The organism is Microvirga sp. HBU67558, from assembly GCF_018069605.1.
In the GTDB taxonomy this organism is placed as follows: Bacteria; Pseudomonadota; Alphaproteobacteria; order Rhizobiales; family Beijerinckiaceae; genus Microvirga; species Microvirga terrae.
The window spans coordinates 1-14,803 of sequence record NZ_JAGPUP010000446.1 but is presented as its reverse complement, the minus strand read 5'-3'; the positions used below and the strand labels follow the sequence as shown (position 1 = coordinate 14,803).

The window sequence follows — 14,803 nt, the reverse complement described above, 5'->3', positions numbered from 1 at the left end:
GCCCAGTCCCGCCGTGCAGCGCCCGGCGGCATGCTCACCGGGGGAACCGGGCGCAGGTCATGTCTAGCCTCGGCTGAGCGCCGGCTCTCGGGCGGCAGGATATCCTCGACCCGGTTCAGGGCCACGGACTGCGACTGGGGTAGCGCAACCCGGTAGCCAAGCTCATGGGCCACACCCGGCAGGTTTTGGACTGCTGCCCGGCCTGCTTCCAGGCCATGGCAGATGCTGAAGTACAGGGCATGGAAGTTGGCGTTCTGGCGGATGGTCTCACGGCTCTCCTTCGTGGCGAACGACGCGAGATAAAACGCCATCGTGCGCCCAGCCTTCTCGGCCACGATCGCCGGCCTGGTTCGCGAGCAGTACACATACCCGTTCTCCTCGCTGAGTTCCCTGCGTCCAGATGAACTCGCATGGAAGGTCTTCACCCGGGTCTGCATGAGTGTGCCCTCCCCTGTCTCGGTCAGGGGAGAGGCCGCCAGGATGGCGAACTCGTCGCAGCCATCAGGGCGGCAGGGCCCGCGGATGATCTCTGGACGACTATAGGTCTGAGCGAAGGTTGGTGTCGCGAGCACGAGGGCAAGGGCAACAAGAGGTCGGAGCATTGGCGGCCTTGGGCGCAGAAATAATTAACGAAGCGTCACCACTGAGGTTGCGCACGAATGTGACCATTTCAGGCCAAGCTGCGGGACACGTTCCCTGGTCCATCTGCGAGCGGATTTGTGGAGACCAGACGCCTGTGCCACGGACATCAGCTCGATCCATCCTGCGTTTGGCCTCTCCCAAGGAGAGGCCCTGAGCGCTCGTCTGAGACGATCCTAAACAGGCCTCGGATCAGTCCAGGCAATGCATCCGATGAAAGATCCGAGGCTTCAGCGCTAAACACAGCCGGCTGGCAAAAGCTATCCGGTAACAGGCCAGTAGAGGCATAAGAGCAAGGCCCGGGTGTCTCCAGGGCCTTGCTTCGCTGTCTGGGTTAGAAGTCCATGCCGCCCATTCCTCCACCCGGCATCGCCGGAGCGGATTCCTTCTTCGGCAACTCGGCCACCATAGCCTCGGTGGTGACGAGGAGGCCAGCAACCGAAGAAGCATCCTGGAGAGCCGTGCGGACGACCTTCGCTGGATCCACAATACCGGCTTGCAGCAGATCCACGAACTCCTCCGTCTGAGCATCAAAGCCAAAGGTTTCGGACTGCGTGTTGTCCGTGATCTTGCCGACCACGATCGAGCCTTCGACGCCAGCATTCTCGGCGATCTGGCGAATCGGAGCCTCAAGCGCGCGCAGCACAATGTTGATGCCGGCCTGGATGTCCGGGTTGTCGCTCTTCAGCTTGGCGACCGCCGCCTTGGCGCGCAGCAGAGCAGTGCCGCCACCGGGAACAATGCCCTCCTCAACCGCCGCCTTCGTGGCGTGCAGCGCGTCGTCGACGCGATCCTTCTTTTCCTTCACCTCAATCTCGGTGCTCCCGCCGACACGGATCACTGCAACGCCCCCGGCGAGCTTGGCGAGGCGCTCCTGCAGCTTCTCACGGTCGTAGTCCGAGGTGGTCTCCTCGATCTGTGCCTTGATCTGCTGGATGCGTGCCTCGATGTCCCGCCGGTCGCCCGCCCCGCTGACAATGGTGGTGTTTTCCTTCTCCACCCTAATGGTCTTGGCCCGACCCAGCATATCGAGGGTGACATTCTCGAGCTTGATGCCAAGGTCTTCCGAGATGGTCTGACCGGCGGTCAGTATCGCGATGTCCTCAAGCATGGCCTTGCGACGGTCGCCGAAGCCGGGAGCCTTGACGGCAGCGATCTTCAGGCCGCCACGCAGCTTGTTGACTACGAGAGTGGCCGGCTGTGTCGCAAATCTGGAAAGGATGCGAGAGAATGGTTGGAGCATCGCCTTGGCTTCAGGCAGCAAGCCTCTCAAACTGCTCGGCGAGTGAGGGCTGCGGATTCCGGGCGTAGATCGCCTGCTGCTTGCGCATCATGTGGATCATCTCAATGCCGCCCAGGATCACACGAGCGCTATTCATCGCCTTGAACCCGAGCATTGGCCGCACTCGCCTCTTGATGGCTCGATGATCCTGTTCGATGCGATTGTTCAGGTAGGCACTTCGCCGGATCCGGATCGGCTTCAGCTTGCGCCTTGACCGGTCCTGCAACCGGCTCTCGACATCACACGACATGATGGCTTCCTGATTGGTTTGGCTGCCGTCGATGACGATCCTCTCAGGCCGGCCATGCCGCTTGAGAGCCTTGCGCAGGAACCGCTTGGCGGCTGCCAGGTTGCGCCGTTCGCTGAACCAGAACTCGACCGTATCACCGTTGCTGTCGATTGCGCGGTAGAGATACCGCCACTGCCCGCGAACCTTGATGTAAGTCTCATCGATGTGCCACTTGCCAGTGACGGATCGCTTGCATGAATTGAAGCGCTTCAGCAGTTCGGGTGAGTAGCGAATGCCCCATCTGTGGATGGTCGCGTGGTCGACGGAGATGCCGCGCTCTGCCATCATCTCCTCTAAGTTCCGGAGGCTGAGGCTATAAGCCAAATACCACCGGATGCAGAGCAGGATCACGGATCGATCAAAATGCCTGCCCTTGAACACCCCGCCCTCCGCCACTAAGACTTCCGGCAGAGTATCTGAAACTCTGAAACAAATTCTTGCGACAGATCCTTCTTGGAAGCTCCCCGCTCCGTCTTGCGGGCCGGCTAACCGACTTGGTCGTTCTTGCCATGACTTCCTCCTCTCAATTGATACCTATACATGGACCTAGAGGGTTATCCGACGCCGGAAAGCTCATCATCCCGGCAGAAGCCTATCGGAGTCGCAGGCGGAACAGCGGCGCGTGATCCGGCTGGGTGGTCACCACTGCAACGGGCAAGACCGGCCGACTTGTCACCAGCTCAATCCGGAACGAGCGCATGAGTTCGGCCTGCACCAAGGTCGCCTCGGTGAGGGCGAAGTGAGCGCCAATGCACACGCGAGGCCCGACACCAAAGGGCAAGTACGCGAAGCGATCGATGGCTGCGGCACCGGGCAGAAATCGCTCGGGGACAAACGCGTCCGGATCATGCCAGCGCTTCTGGTGCCGATGCAGCACCCAAGGCGAGATGATCGCAAGGTCGCCTGGCTTCATCACAACCCCTGCGACATTGTCTGGCTGGCGGGCTGCCCGGACGATCACATAGGCCGGCGGGTAGAGGCGCATGACCTCATCCAGCACCGCCCGCGTGTAAGTCAGCTTGCTGAGTTGGGATTCCTCCCCGCTGTCCGCTAGGACTGTGGCAGCCTCCTGGGCGATTCGCTCCTGCACCTCCGGCACCTGGGCCAGCAGATACACCGACCAGCACAGCGCCACCGCCGTGGTCTCGTGTCCGGCTAGAATCATTGTGGCGATCTGATCGCGCAGCTGGCGGGGGGAGAACCCCTGGCCGCTCTCCGGATCACGGGCGGCCATGAGCAGGTCGAGCAGATCGCGCGGACCACTCGCATGGGCTTTGGCTGTCAGCCTCTCGGCCAGGATCTGCTCGATCAGCCGAATCCAGCCACGCCGGAACCAGGCCCGCGCCAGATCGTGGGGTGTGGGGAGGCCGATCGGAACCACAAAGTCGAACAGGTGCGGTCGGCCAAGCCTCTGGCCATAGCGCATGATCTGGTCCCGGAGGGCGGGGCCGTGCTGCCCCATCTCGAGGGAGAACATCGTGCGGCCCGCAATCTCGAGCGCCAAGCGTTGGATCATGGGAAAGAGATCCACCTGCTCCTTCTCAGCGGCGGTAAGACCACCGATCATCTCAGTCGTGACTGACCGGATATGTGGGATGAGCAGCTCCACCGAGCGCGGCGTGAAGGCCGGCGCCAGGGTGCGCCGCTGGTGGCGCCAGGACGGCCCCTCGCTGGTGAACAGCCCTTCCCCGAGCAGCGGTTTGAGGATCCGGAGGGTGGCGCGGGTTCGGCCATAAGCCTCCGGGTGGTCGACCAAAACATGGCGGATTGCGTCGGGAGCATTGAACAGAACTGAGGAGCGGCCGAAGAAGCGGCGGACGACCACCTCCTCCTCATAGGCCCGCTGCGACCAGACACGAATGTTGTTGGTGCGCATCAGCGAGGCGAGTTGGCGCGGTGAGAGGTTCTCCGGAGCAGGATCCGGGTGCGGCGGGACGAAGGCCCGAATACCCTCAGGCGCGACGGAGGTCTGCATCGGCTATGTTTAGCACGTTAAGCCTCCAAAGCAGAGATGCGGAGCGAGCACCAAGGATAGACGGCTCAACCCATTCGACCACACGGGCTCAAAACTTTCGCCTCGTAGGATATGGAGGCGCTAAGCACCGTCTGGAGGGATTGGGTACCAGCGAATGATGTCAGGACCAGGGAATGGGTTCAGCTGCTTGGATGTGAAGGCTGATCGTGGATTTCGAAACTGATCCTTTGCGATCAGCCAAGCTCGCGGGAAGACCTGGGAATCCCCCGAACAGGAATTGGGCGTTCAATCCTTCGGAGCAGTGTTCAGCCAGGGGAATTTTCGGCCGCTCGGTGCGAGCCAGTTGGTACCAGCTTGGTACCGGATCTGATCGGCAACTCGGGAAATGCTGAAAAAGGCCTTGGGCTTATGGTAGCGGAGGTCCGATACTGCCATTCCCCCATGACGGAAATCCCTTGATCTCCTTCAAGTCTGACTGAACCAGGCTCCGGTTGAGGCTGCGCACCAGCAAGCACCAGCAACGTGCAGGCCGTGGGTTATACCCGTTATTCACAGGCCATGGCGATTATAGTTAACGATTTCCTACCCGCCTCTTTCTCAGCCGAATCGCTGCATTTCATGAGAAGCGGCAGGCTGGGAGGTGGTAATGGGAAACGAGATCGGCCTTAGTAAGGGACGCCCAACTATCCCAGACGTAGAGCTATTGCGCCGGATTGCGCAGGACATGCGCTCCTTCTATGCCGATGTGATCAAGCAACCTCTGCCCCTCGACATTGCAGTCGCTCTGTCTCGCATCGACAGAGAGCAGACCCGTGCGGCGGGTCAGGCGCAACGGTTTGGGACCTGAAGCTTCAGGTTATCGCCGAGTCAGGTGGTTGCCAGAAGGGCTATGGCAAGAACAACAGACCCGACAAGGACTGTGACCCCGGTCCAAGCGACTCCTCGTGGGCGGCTGTGAAAGCTGACGGCCTGAGGAACTGCCATCCCTTGCTTCCTATGAGTAAGGAATACGATGCCTTGCTGACAATTTAATCCACTTGCCGAGCGAGGTATCCGGCGCAAAGGGAGTATAGCCGAAGAGGCAGAATGGACCTGAACGGTCTCGTTCCCATGCCAAGTTATAGTGACAGGAGGCGCTTAGTTAGGTTGGGTGCCCTTCCGTATCATCAATCTCGGGCGACTGCTCCACCGGGATTTGCTGATCCGGCACCTTCGCACTCTCGGTTGGATCGTGCTTCCCATTCTGGTGGGCAGAATTGCCGGTTCCGTCTTCTTTCACACCGCTGCGGCGACTGCTGTTAACGCTCAGGTTTTCGAGACCCGTATCCTGATCGGGCTGCTTTGAATGGGCCATCATCGCCTCCAAGGGGATATCACATCCTCTGCGACAACGATGACCGCCGTGCCTGGGTGCCAAATCTATCCCGTCACCGCATGTCTGATCCGAGCAGCCGCATCTATCGGGTCGATGCCATCAGTGTACCAATCCAAGATCGCCAAATAGAGGCTGTTTCGCAGAAGTGGATGATGCTCGGAGGGAAGATGCGCTTCGACAGCCTCCAAGTATCGCGAGAAGGGCTTTTGCATCGAACCAGCCTTCCTTGATGGTCATCGCTCCGGGACAGTGTCCTTCCAGGTAGAGCATCAATGGAGCAGGATTTTGTCTTCTATCCTCCACAGAAGCTCCGAGCATGGTTCAGTGTTACGAGGGGCAATATGCTGAAGTCGTGCACCGCTGCGCTGGCACAGCGACTTTAGAGCAGCACGGAACCTTCCTTGTCGTTCTGCGCTGATATCGATTCCGTGCTCTTCCGGCTGCGGGATCAGCCATGCCCGACGACCCTGAGAAGACCCTACAGGAGTTGCGTCAGCGAATAGTCAGTGAGGGGTTGCCGAAACTGTCGGCAGAGGCATTGCGCGTGTACAAACGGGAGGAGCGGCGTAGCCCAAAGCTGGCCCAGCCGAGTGGTTCAAAGTCTCCGCTCAGCCTGTCCTCAGAAGCGCTCCGACTGGTCCACGAGAAATCCGATCCTGCATGGCCGTGGAACCGGCGATAACTGACCCTCTCGGCACTTGATCTCCAGTCGTGCAGCTAACCGTGGCGGTTGGGGTGACGGCGCTTCTTGGGGAAGTGCTTCTGCCGTTCGATGACCTTGGCCGTGGCCATCACTTCCCTGTCGCTGCGGGGTGCTCCTCGGTGAGGGTTCCGATCAGACGCAGCAGTTCCTGCTGTTCCGGGCCCAAGCCGCGACGCAGGAAGGCCGCAAGCTCCTCATGTTCCACCCGTCCTCCGGAAGCCAGATTGGCTTCATGATGGATGAACACAGTCCCTGAAGGGTCTGCAACCAGATACCAGCGGTCGCCGCTTGGGCTTTCGTAGAGCTTACGTGCCTTCTTCATGGAGGCTCCTGTCGGATCGACATGGTGCAGTTACTGAAACGTATTTCGTCGGAAGGCAGAAAGCACCCTTTGCGTGGCCGACGTTCTTCAGCCGGAACCTGAGCCGCAACTTCAGCAAGGACTTGAGAACGGAGTTCCTCACTCAAATGAGGCTGGGTCTAACAGTTCAACGGGCTCTGCTGGGTTTATCGCCGAGATCGCATGCTTGTACACGACCTGTGTCCCGCTACCTCGGGCAAGTTGCACCGTATAACTGTCAAACCGTTTGATCCGGCCCACGAGTTTGATCCCGTTCACGAGGAACATCATAACCTCAACTTCACTGTCGCAAAGTTGTCTGAGGAACATGTCCTGGATCGTCGGGGTCCTTTGTACAGTCACGGTTGACCCCCTCGGCACTACGGCACCGCTCACATTCGGCCCTGGGTAACTGGAATTGCGGGAAGCCGCCCCACCTCAACAACCCTCGCCGCCTGTGGGAACTCCCGCTCAGCGTAGTCCCGGATCGGTCTTGCTGTCTCGCGAAGACGAAGGCTGAGACGCTCAATCTCGGGCACCGCCATCGGCGCTCCGTGCGCCGCTACCATCTCGGCGAGGTCTTCAGGAAGGGCATCAACGTGCTCTTGGAGGAGGAGAAGGGCGGCACGGATGGTACTCAACTCTCGTTCGTCCACAACAAGGGCGAGTTCCTTCATGGGGGTGCATCGGCCTCTAAGCTTGTCCTTTCAGGCTACAGGCGGATGCGGCAGAAAGAAGGCAACTGCGTGAGGGCGCAGGCGAACTGGATGTTTGGGCTGTGCCAGGGGTTTGACGTTTACGGCGCTCCTTCCACGCGAATCCTGCCTCGATCATCATTCTTTCCGCCCAAACAGGGTGGCTATCAGGCCAGCACGTACTGGGGCAGGCTGATGCTCAATTTCAACCTGAGTTGGTTCGGCGAAGGTCTCGGCTTCGGGTATCTGTTCGACCGCAATCCTGGAATGGGTCTGCGCGTTAGCCGGATGCTGCTCGTCGGCTTCTTGCTTCACCTCTTCCCGTGAGTCCATCAACGGTAGAGTGACCGTAGGCTCTTGCTCCAGGTCGGCTGCTACGGACAGGACCTCGATCCTTCCAGGGAAGTCATTCCGGCATTCATACGGGACGTAATCGTGGAAATCGGGCCTGATCCGGTGCGGCTGGTCGAGAAGGACCTCACTTTTGATTTCCAGCACGAAAAAGCGTCCTTCCGGAGTGGTCACGTCCACCCGCCTGACCACCCCCTCGGAAAAGCTCTTCCATGGACGGGCTGGATGGAGGTGGACCCGGACCTGATCTCCCACCGCAATCTTCACCTCAGTCATTCACCGACGCTCCACCTCGCTGCGTCAGGCGCTGAGAGGCCCAGATGGCAGCTTGGGTGCGGTTGGACGCTCCGATCTTGCGCAGGATGGCTTTGACGTGGACCTTGATGGTGGCTTCCGTGATGTCGAGCTTGCGCGCTATGACCTTGTTCGGCTCCCCTTGCGTCAAGCATCCCAGGATTTCCCGCTCTCGCACTGAGAGCTTGCAAGCATTCAGGTCAGACGGATTTGAGCCTGCCATGCTGCCGTGGAGAGGCTGCTCCTGGTTCTGGCGAGCACCGTCCACGAAAGGGCGCAGGACCTCAAAGGGCAGTACGGTCTCGCCGAGCATCACGAGTTCAAGCGACTTGGTCAGAACGTCGGCAGCACTGGCTGCTGAACAAAAGCCATTCACCCCAACCTCATAACCGGAGCGCACAAAGCTGAGGTCGAACTGATCCGCCAGAGCCACGACCCGCGCCTGCGGGAACTGCTCTCGCAACTGCCGGATGATCTCAAGCAGACGCTCAGTGGCTTGATGGGTATCGACAAGGATCAGGGCAGGCTCAAAAGCCGCATGCTGAAGCAATCGTGATTCAGAGGCGGCTGTGGCGAGAGCAAACGGTGTGTCCTGTAGGATGTGTCGAAGCCCCGAGCGCAAAAGGAAGTTATCGCAGATCAGGGCCGTTGGAATTGCTGCGGTATGGCTGGTGGACGAAGTGTTCGTGTCCGACAAGCGATCATCTACAAGCGTCAGCGTAGCCATCTATGCCCCCTGCGTAATTTCTTCCCTTAAGAGAAAATTAATAGGTCAGGAGAGCTACGTCTGTCGGATTCCAGACAGTCCTCCAGTTAGACTAAGACTCCTAACCGTGACATGCAGTCACATCTCTGTGATTGTGCATGATGAAGCCGAGATGTCTCACGAAGAGCGAGTATTGCCTGAGCATCCTCGCAGTATAAGATACAATGAAACGTTCGCACCAACATCTACCGCCCTTCTAAGCTTGCAGGATCGCCGCAACCAAGAAAAAGCGCCCTCACGGGCGCTGGAGGTCCCGGCCCGTAGGGGCAGAAGGCCGGTGAAACGATAAGATTGATCAGCCTGCCGCTTGGAGGCCATCCGCCATGGCTGATGAGAGGTGCTTCTGGAGTTCGGCAATCAGCATCACATAAGGCTGACGCCGCTCGCGGTGCCGTCGCTGAAGGTTCTCAACGATCTGCTTCTTCAGCACAGGATCGGTTCTGCTGCGCTCCAGGCGCTGCACCTCATGCCGATGCTCGAAATCAAGGTTCGACAGAGTCCGTGACGTGCTCTGCAACAGGTCCTGCAAGTCGAAGCGTTCGCGGCCACCGACGATCAGGCGGTTCAGCGCAGAGGAGACATGCTGCTGGTTCTGCATTGGAGCCCCCGATTGGCCTGTGCCGAGCCGTCCCTGTGGTCAGGTCATCAGGCTCGGCACAGGCGCAACTTCAAGAAACGTTCATCCCTAAACTATCCCGCTCCAGCATACATCAGTTGTGAGATGGCTCCGAACGCCTCAGTAGGAGAATACTGATTGGTGCCGATCCGTACTGCTTAGATGTTTCTGCTGAAGGCGAGGTAGGAAATACTGGAGAAGACGGCACCTGTCTGTTGGAAACCCGACAATGAGGCTCACTATTTTGTATATGTCTGCCTTTCGCAGATATACGGCCTCAGTTCTGTTCTCGTGCTGGCCCAGCCAGGGGTGTGCTGGGAGCAAGGCGGCAGCGCTCGCGAAACGCTTCTTGCGCGGCAGCAAGATCAGGAACCCAGGTCTCGAACCGCGCCGTCATCACACCGCGTCCCTCGACATTCAAGGATTGGAGCCCATTCGTGTGCAGCGGCCCCAGGATGCTGTCACCTTCACCGAAGAACAGGGTACCGTCCTCCCACTCCAACAGCACAAAGCCTTTGTCGGTTTGGACAACGAAGCTTTGGCAGAACGGCTTGAAATCAAAAACAACCGTGCCGGTGAAGCGGGGATTGCCGGGGCCGGTTGTGATGAGACCTACGATGGCAAGGAAGAAAGCAACACACCAGAAGCCAACGGCCAGGAGCGGCTTTGTCATCGCAGGCCCCCCCGCAGGAGTAGAGAGACCGCCCAGATTGACGCAGCACTAACTTCGCGAACATTATAGCCGATTTTGGCGGCTATGTTAGTGCGCCTTCTCACCCCACTGTGAGCACATACCCATCGCACAAATGCCTATCCCACAGGATGGCTCGCCATTCTGGCCCTCGGAAGACCTCGTGTTCCCTATAGAGACTGGACACCTCACCAAGCCCGCCTCACAATTCCCTCCGAGTTCGCGCCGAGGGTCCCATGGATCGGCAGGAGCATAAGGTCGAACGGCGACTTGCGGCCATCCTTGCGGTTGACGTGGTGGGTGCATCCGGGCTGATGGAAGCGGACGAGGCCAGCACACTCTCGGCAATCCGCACCATCTTCTCCGAGATGATTGAACCCGCCGCCGCGCGGCATCAAGGACGCATCGTAAAGACTATGGGCGACGGGGCACTCCTGGAGTTCGCCAGTCCGGTCGAAGCTGTTCTATGCGCAGCGGAGACGCAAACCGCCATTGCCGATCACCAGCATGAATACCCCGATGTGCAACTCCGAATTGGCATCAACCTGGGAGATATTCTCATCGGTGATGATGGTGACATTCTCGGTGATAGTGTGAATGTGGCCTCTCGCTTGGAGAGCATCGCTGACCCTGGCGGCATCTGTATCTCAGGCAAGGTCTACGACGAGCTTCAGGGCAAGCTCGATCTTTCGTTTGAGGACAGGGGAGAGCAGAATCTCAAGAACATCGCCCGTCCGGTACGGGTCTACGCACTCTGTGGGACCACTCCTATTCGGACGCTTGGACCAAAGTTTCCTTTTCCCAATAAGCCGTTCATTGCCGTCCTGCCCTTTATGAACCTGAGCGGCGACCCCGAGCAGGAGTATTTCGCTGATGGGATCACGGAGGACCTGATCGTGGCGCTCTCCCGCTGCCGGTGGCTGTTCGTTATCGCTCGCAACTCGGTCTTCACGCTGAAAGGCCGAGCCGTGGATATCAAGCAGGTCAGTCGCCAGCTTGGCGTTCGCTACGTGCTGGAAGGCTCCGTCCGCAAGGCAGGCAATCGGGTGCGGATCACGGCCCAATTGGTCGAGGCCGTCACAGGCGCAGATATCTGGGCTGGTCGCTTCGACCGCGACCTGATGGACATCTTCGCTTTACAGGACGAGATCACCGAGAGCGTAGTGTCGGCCATCGAACCCAGCTTGCAAGCGGCTGAGATCGAGCGGGCCAGAGCCAAAGTGACCAATAACCTGGAGGCGTATGACCTCTATCTTCGCGCCCTGCCTGAGTTTTACGCCTTCACCGAGCAGGGCTTTCGCCGCGCCGAGACGCTGCTGCGGCAAGCTGTCGAACGTGATCCCGGCTATGCCGAAGCCTGGGGTGCCCTTGCCGATTGTCGAGGCCGTCTGATGGTGGGAGGTTGGACCGAAGATTGGGATGCCCATGCGGCCCGGAGCCGTGAGGCGGCTCTCCAAGCGGTTCAGTGCGACCCGGACAATGCGCGGGTGCTCGCCGTTGCTGCGTGGTCCTTGGCCTCGCTCTCAGGCGTTCTGGAGCGAGCCGTCACCTTCTGCGAGCGCGCCCTGTATCTTCAGCCCAACTCATCGTATGTCCTGACGAATTGCGGGTGGGTGCTGATCTACACCGACGAGTGCGAGCGCGCCCTCGCCTGCTTGGAGAAGGCACGTCGGCTGAACCCACTGGACCCGCGAGGTTATATTACGCTGAACGCAATCGGGGCGGTGCATTTCATGGAGAGCCGCTTCGAAGAGACGGAGCAGTTCACGCGGCGAGCCCTGGAGATGAACCCCGATCATCCCATCTCGCTTCGCTATTTAACCGCAGCGCTGGCACAGATGGGGCGACTGGCCGAGGCGGCAGAAGTTGGACGTGTGTTGCAATCCACCCGCTGGGAAGCGATGCGAACCCACTTGAACCGGACATGCTACCGCAATCCCGAGAAGCGGGAACTCTTGTTCGATGGTTTGCGAGGGGCTGGAGTACAAGTGTGACCCCTCCTGTCAAATTATCACACGACCATCCACACTCATATCGTCTCGTATCAAGCTTAACAATAAGAGTACTTCTATCAGTGGAAGCAGGCTGGACACCTCGCCCCACCCGCAGCACAATTCTCTCCGGAGCGGCACCGAGGGGTTTTATGGATCGGCAGGAGCGCCAGATCGAGCGGCGGCTCGCAGCTATCTTCGCGGCTGACGTGGCGGGCTACTCGCGCCTGATGGAGCGGGACGAAGTCGGGACGCTCCGCATGCTGACCGTTCATCGCGAGATCATGGATCGCCTGATATCGGAACATGGTGGCCGGATCGCCAACACCGCAGGCGACAGTGTTCTGGCCGAGTTTCCAAGCGCCGTAAATGCAGTCCAGTGTGCCGTGGACGTACAGGAGGCCCTCGCCCAAGCTGTCCAAGATGCTCCTGAGGAGTGTCGTCTTCAGTTCCGGATTGGAGTTCACGTCGGCGATGTGATGGTCCAGGGCAACGACCTGTTGGGTGACGGAGTCAACATTGCTGCTCGGTCAGAGGGCCTTGCCGATCCGGGTGGCATCTGCATCTCGGAAGCTGCCTACGGCTATGTCCGAAAGACCCTGCCGCTGGCCTTTACTGATCTTGGCTCTCAGGCGGTGAAGAATTTTGAGGAGCCCGTCCGTGCCTATTCCGTGAAGGTGACCTCGCCTGCCGCAAATAGAATGGCAGAGACAAAACCGCTCCCCTTGCCCGACAGGCCCTCCATTGCCGCCCTGCCTTTCACCAACATGAGCCCTGATCCAGAGCAGGAGTTCTTCGCCGATGGCATGACCGAGGACATCATCACGGGCCTATCCCGTCTCCGATGGCTGTTCGTCATCGCCCGAAACTCAACTTTCGCCTACAAGGGTAAGGCTGTCGATGTGCGTCAAGTCGCTCGCGAGTTGGGCGTCCGCTATGTGCTGGAGGGAAGTGTCAGGGCTTCTGGCAAACGTATCCGTGTCACAGGTCAGTTGATCGACGCGGAAACCGGCAAGCACATTTGGGCCGAGAAGTACGACCGGCAACTCGATGATGTCTTCGCAGTCCAAGATGAGATTACCCAGAATGTTGTCGCCACCATCGAGCCTCACCTCTATGCGGAGGAAAGCCTTCGGTTTATCAATCAGACTCCTGAGAACATAGCCACCTGGAGCCTTGTCATTCGGGCTCTCGCCCTCATCAACAAAGTTGACCGAACGGTAAACCAGGAAGCGCAAACCCTTCTCAACCGAGCAGTCGCCAGAGAACCTTCGTATGCTCGTTCCTATGCGATCCTCGCATGGGCGAAGTGGTGGGAAGGATTCAATCAATGGCCTGCGGACCGAGCCGCCATCACTGCTCTCTACAAGGAGGCTGAGGGACTGGCTGAACGCGCCTTGGTCCTTGACCCCGATGAACCTTGGGCTCGTTTGATTGTGGGACTGACGCTCAGCGGATCGGGCCATCATGACAGGGCATTGGAACACTTGCGCAATGCGCTTGATGCTCATCCGAACCGGGCCTTGGGCCGCTCGATGTACGGGTTGGCTCTCGTGCGGGCTGGACAGTTCGATGAGGCTATCTCGGAGACGGGTCAGGCGCTCCGCATGAGCCCATTGGACACATTTGCCGGATTGCACACCGTCTTTCATGGCTTGGCATTGATGACAGCACGGCGTTTCCCTGAAGCCCTTGTTCATCTCCGCAGATCAATCAAGGCATACCCCGACTTTGTTGGTTACTACAGCAATCTCATCAGTTGCTGCGGCCACCTGGGGCTCCTTGAGGAGGCACAGATGTACTTGCAGCAAAGAGACAAAATTGCTGGGTCTCCATACCACGTAGCTATGGTTCGGCAGAATATGAGCCGATTTTGCCCATGTCGATATGTATGTTGAAGGACTACGGAAAGCCGGGCTTCCAGAATGAACGGTTTCTATTAGTAATGATGTTGCTCGAACTGAACGAAGATCAGTTGAGTATTCTCAGGCGAGCCCTGGAAGCGAGGGTGCGCGACATGCACCTACGTCTGGGGAGTGATCCGGGTGATGAGGGTTTCCGGCGCGAAGCGACACTCTCGACCCAGCTTCTGCGACAGGTTGAAGCCTTGGAGCGGCAGGCTGGCCACCGCGCCTGGAGAATAGGGCAGATCGAGTCCCTGCCGGAAGAGGACGAGGATTGAAGGCAAGCGCTGAAGGTGAAAATCGCGGGTTCATACCCGTTAGCCACAGTCATTCAGCAGACGGGAAACCCTTCAAAACTCTACCTCGCTTGCTTCAGAGGCAGTCCACAGCACCAAAAATTGCATCCGGGTCCGTGAGTTTGAAAAGCTCCTCCAGGGTCATTCCCTTTGAAAGGCCAAACCTGAGCATCTTCTCGCGAGCCTGCTCGAACGCGTCGGCATCAGCCCATTCGGGCTGAGCATCGATTAGAGCGTTCATCATCCGCCAAACGCGATGAGAATGGGATGAGCCGAAAACGGGTTCAGCCGGAAGAGCGATGCTCTTGGGCAGGGCAATTGGATCAGATCGCGTTTCTGTGAAATGCTGGATGGCTGCGGAGCCGCTGTCGCCGCGTCCCAAAACCAGTTCTGGAGGATGCTGATTCATTTTTGCCCCGCTCGCCGACCTATTACCTGGATGGGCGTTGCTGGATTGATCGCGCAATCCCGTTAACAAGAGCTAACGCGACACCAGCGTTACAACTGACGTGTCTATGCTTTAGGAGAGATTAGGGCGTGTTGTCGCTTGAACTGATTGGATCGACTTGCGTTTTGCTCCTCCGCGATGAGGAGGA

15 protein-coding genes and 1 pseudogene are annotated in these 14,803 nt (G+C 58.9%); 3 read left to right on the top strand and 13 right to left on the bottom strand.

Annotated features, from left to right (window positions below; all coding sequences use genetic code 11):
- The 12 genes and pseudogenes from KBI52_RS05555 to KBI52_RS05500 all read right to left on the bottom strand — a co-directional run.
- A partial coding sequence (locus tag KBI52_RS05555) for a hypothetical protein (RefSeq protein ID WP_210805956.1) occupies positions 1–602 on the bottom strand: 602 nt, incomplete at its 3' end.
- 371 nt (positions 603–973) lie between these two features.
- A pseudogene (groEL, locus tag KBI52_RS05550) lies at positions 974–1,918 on the bottom strand (chaperonin GroEL); the annotation flags it as partial.
- The gene (locus KBI52_RS05545; RefSeq protein ID WP_210805954.1) at positions 1,893–2,591 is read right to left on the bottom strand and encodes an IS6 family transposase; all 699 of its coding nucleotides are present in this window, start codon (positions 2,589–2,591) and stop codon (positions 1,893–1,895) included. The gene KBI52_RS05545 and the pseudogene groEL, both read right to left, overlap by 26 nt.
- A gap of 211 nt (positions 2,592–2,802) precedes the next feature.
- Complete coding sequence (locus tag KBI52_RS05540; RefSeq protein ID WP_210805952.1) at positions 2,803–4,185, bottom strand: cytochrome P450; 1,383 nt, start codon at positions 4,183–4,185, stop codon at positions 2,803–2,805.
- Between the two features lie 1,141 nt (positions 4,186–5,326).
- Positions 5,327–5,539 carry a hypothetical protein gene (locus KBI52_RS05535; protein WP_210805950.1) on the bottom strand — a complete coding sequence of 71 codons (213 nt, stop codon included), beginning with the start codon at positions 5,537–5,539 and terminating at the stop codon, positions 5,327–5,329.
- An 812-nt stretch (positions 5,540–6,351) separates the two neighbouring features.
- A complete protein-coding gene (locus tag KBI52_RS05530; protein ID WP_210805948.1) occupies positions 6,352–6,585 on the bottom strand; it encodes a hypothetical protein in 234 nt (77 codons plus the stop codon).
- Between the two features lie 138 nt (positions 6,586–6,723).
- On the bottom strand, positions 6,724–6,933 hold the full coding sequence (hfq, locus tag KBI52_RS33955; RefSeq protein WP_210805946.1) for an RNA chaperone Hfq: 210 nt from the start codon (positions 6,931–6,933) through the stop codon (positions 6,724–6,726).
- Between the two features lie 62 nt (positions 6,934–6,995).
- A complete protein-coding gene (locus KBI52_RS05520; protein WP_210805944.1) occupies positions 6,996–7,280 on the bottom strand; it encodes a hypothetical protein in 285 nt (94 codons plus the stop codon).
- 156 nt (positions 7,281–7,436) lie between these two features.
- The gene (locus KBI52_RS05515) at positions 7,437–7,925 is read right to left on the bottom strand and encodes a hypothetical protein (RefSeq protein ID WP_210805942.1); all 489 of its coding nucleotides are present in this window, start codon (positions 7,923–7,925) and stop codon (positions 7,437–7,439) included.
- Positions 7,918–8,670 (bottom strand): response regulator transcription factor, encoded by a 753-nt coding sequence (locus KBI52_RS05510; RefSeq protein ID WP_210805940.1) that lies wholly within the window; start codon positions 8,668–8,670, stop codon positions 7,918–7,920. The genes KBI52_RS05515 and KBI52_RS05510 overlap by 8 nt, the downstream gene beginning before the upstream one ends.
- A gap of 334 nt (positions 8,671–9,004) precedes the next feature.
- Complete coding sequence (locus KBI52_RS05505) at positions 9,005–9,307, bottom strand: hypothetical protein (RefSeq protein WP_210805938.1); 303 nt, start codon at positions 9,305–9,307, stop codon at positions 9,005–9,007.
- Positions 9,308–9,602: 295 nt separating this feature from the next.
- Positions 9,603–9,998: a hypothetical protein gene (locus KBI52_RS05500; protein ID WP_210805936.1), complete on the bottom strand. Its 396-nt coding sequence runs from the start codon at positions 9,996–9,998 to the stop codon at positions 9,603–9,605.
- A gap of 254 nt (positions 9,999–10,252) precedes the next feature.
- Here KBI52_RS05500 and KBI52_RS05495 point away from each other — a divergent pair, with 254 nt between their 5' ends.
- From KBI52_RS05495 to KBI52_RS05485, 3 genes are all read left to right on the top strand, one after another.
- On the top strand, positions 10,253–12,010 hold the full coding sequence (locus KBI52_RS05495; RefSeq protein WP_210805934.1) for an adenylate/guanylate cyclase domain-containing protein: 1,758 nt from the start codon (positions 10,253–10,255) through the stop codon (positions 12,008–12,010).
- 149 nt (positions 12,011–12,159) lie between these two features.
- The gene (locus tag KBI52_RS05490; protein WP_210805932.1) at positions 12,160–13,905 is read left to right on the top strand and encodes an adenylate/guanylate cyclase domain-containing protein; all 1,746 of its coding nucleotides are present in this window, start codon (positions 12,160–12,162) and stop codon (positions 13,903–13,905) included.
- Entirely contained in the window at positions 13,899–14,189 is a 291-nt protein-coding gene (locus KBI52_RS05485; protein WP_210805930.1) for a hypothetical protein, read from the top strand. The genes KBI52_RS05490 and KBI52_RS05485 overlap by 7 nt, the downstream gene beginning before the upstream one ends.
- Positions 14,190–14,283: 94 nt before the next feature.
- On the opposite strand, the gene KBI52_RS05480 is transcribed toward KBI52_RS05485, so the two are convergent.
- Entirely contained in the window at positions 14,284–14,616 is a 333-nt protein-coding gene (locus KBI52_RS05480) for a hypothetical protein (RefSeq protein ID WP_210805928.1), read from the bottom strand.
- Positions 14,617–14,803 lie beyond the last annotated feature (187 nt).

Bases quoted from the DNA above. Each gene is read 5' to 3' on its own strand.
- KBI52_RS05540 (WP_210805952.1), bottom strand. From the start codon at position 4,185: ATGCAGACCTCCGTCGCGCCTGAGGGTATTCGGGCCTTCGTCCCGCCG.
- KBI52_RS05535 (WP_210805950.1), bottom strand. From the start codon at position 5,539: ATGGCCCATTCAAAGCAGCCCGATCAGGATACGGGTCTCGAAAACCTG.
- KBI52_RS05530 (WP_210805948.1), bottom strand. From the start codon at position 6,585: ATGAAGAAGGCACGTAAGCTCTACGAAAGCCCAAGCGGCGACCGCTGG.
- hfq (WP_210805946.1), bottom strand. From the start codon at position 6,933: ATGTTCCTCAGACAACTTTGCGACAGTGAAGTTGAGGTTATGATGTTC.
- KBI52_RS05520 (WP_210805944.1), bottom strand. From the start codon at position 7,280: ATGAAGGAACTCGCCCTTGTTGTGGACGAACGAGAGTTGAGTACCATC.
- KBI52_RS05515 (WP_210805942.1), bottom strand. From the start codon at position 7,925: ATGACTGAGGTGAAGATTGCGGTGGGAGATCAGGTCCGGGTCCACCTC.
- KBI52_RS05510 (WP_210805940.1), bottom strand. From the start codon at position 8,670: ATGGCTACGCTGACGCTTGTAGATGATCGCTTGTCGGACACGAACACT.
- KBI52_RS05505 (WP_210805938.1), bottom strand. From the start codon at position 9,307: ATGCAGAACCAGCAGCATGTCTCCTCTGCGCTGAACCGCCTGATCGTC.
- KBI52_RS05500 (WP_210805936.1), bottom strand. From the start codon at position 9,998: ATGACAAAGCCGCTCCTGGCCGTTGGCTTCTGGTGTGTTGCTTTCTTC.
- KBI52_RS05495 (WP_210805934.1), top strand. From the start codon at position 10,253: ATGGATCGGCAGGAGCATAAGGTCGAACGGCGACTTGCGGCCATCCTT.
- KBI52_RS05490 (WP_210805932.1), top strand. From the start codon at position 12,160: ATGGATCGGCAGGAGCGCCAGATCGAGCGGCGGCTCGCAGCTATCTTC.
- KBI52_RS05485 (WP_210805930.1), top strand. From the start codon at position 13,899: ATGTTGAAGGACTACGGAAAGCCGGGCTTCCAGAATGAACGGTTTCTA.
- KBI52_RS05480 (WP_210805928.1), bottom strand. From the start codon at position 14,616: ATGAATCAGCATCCTCCAGAACTGGTTTTGGGACGCGGCGACAGCGGC.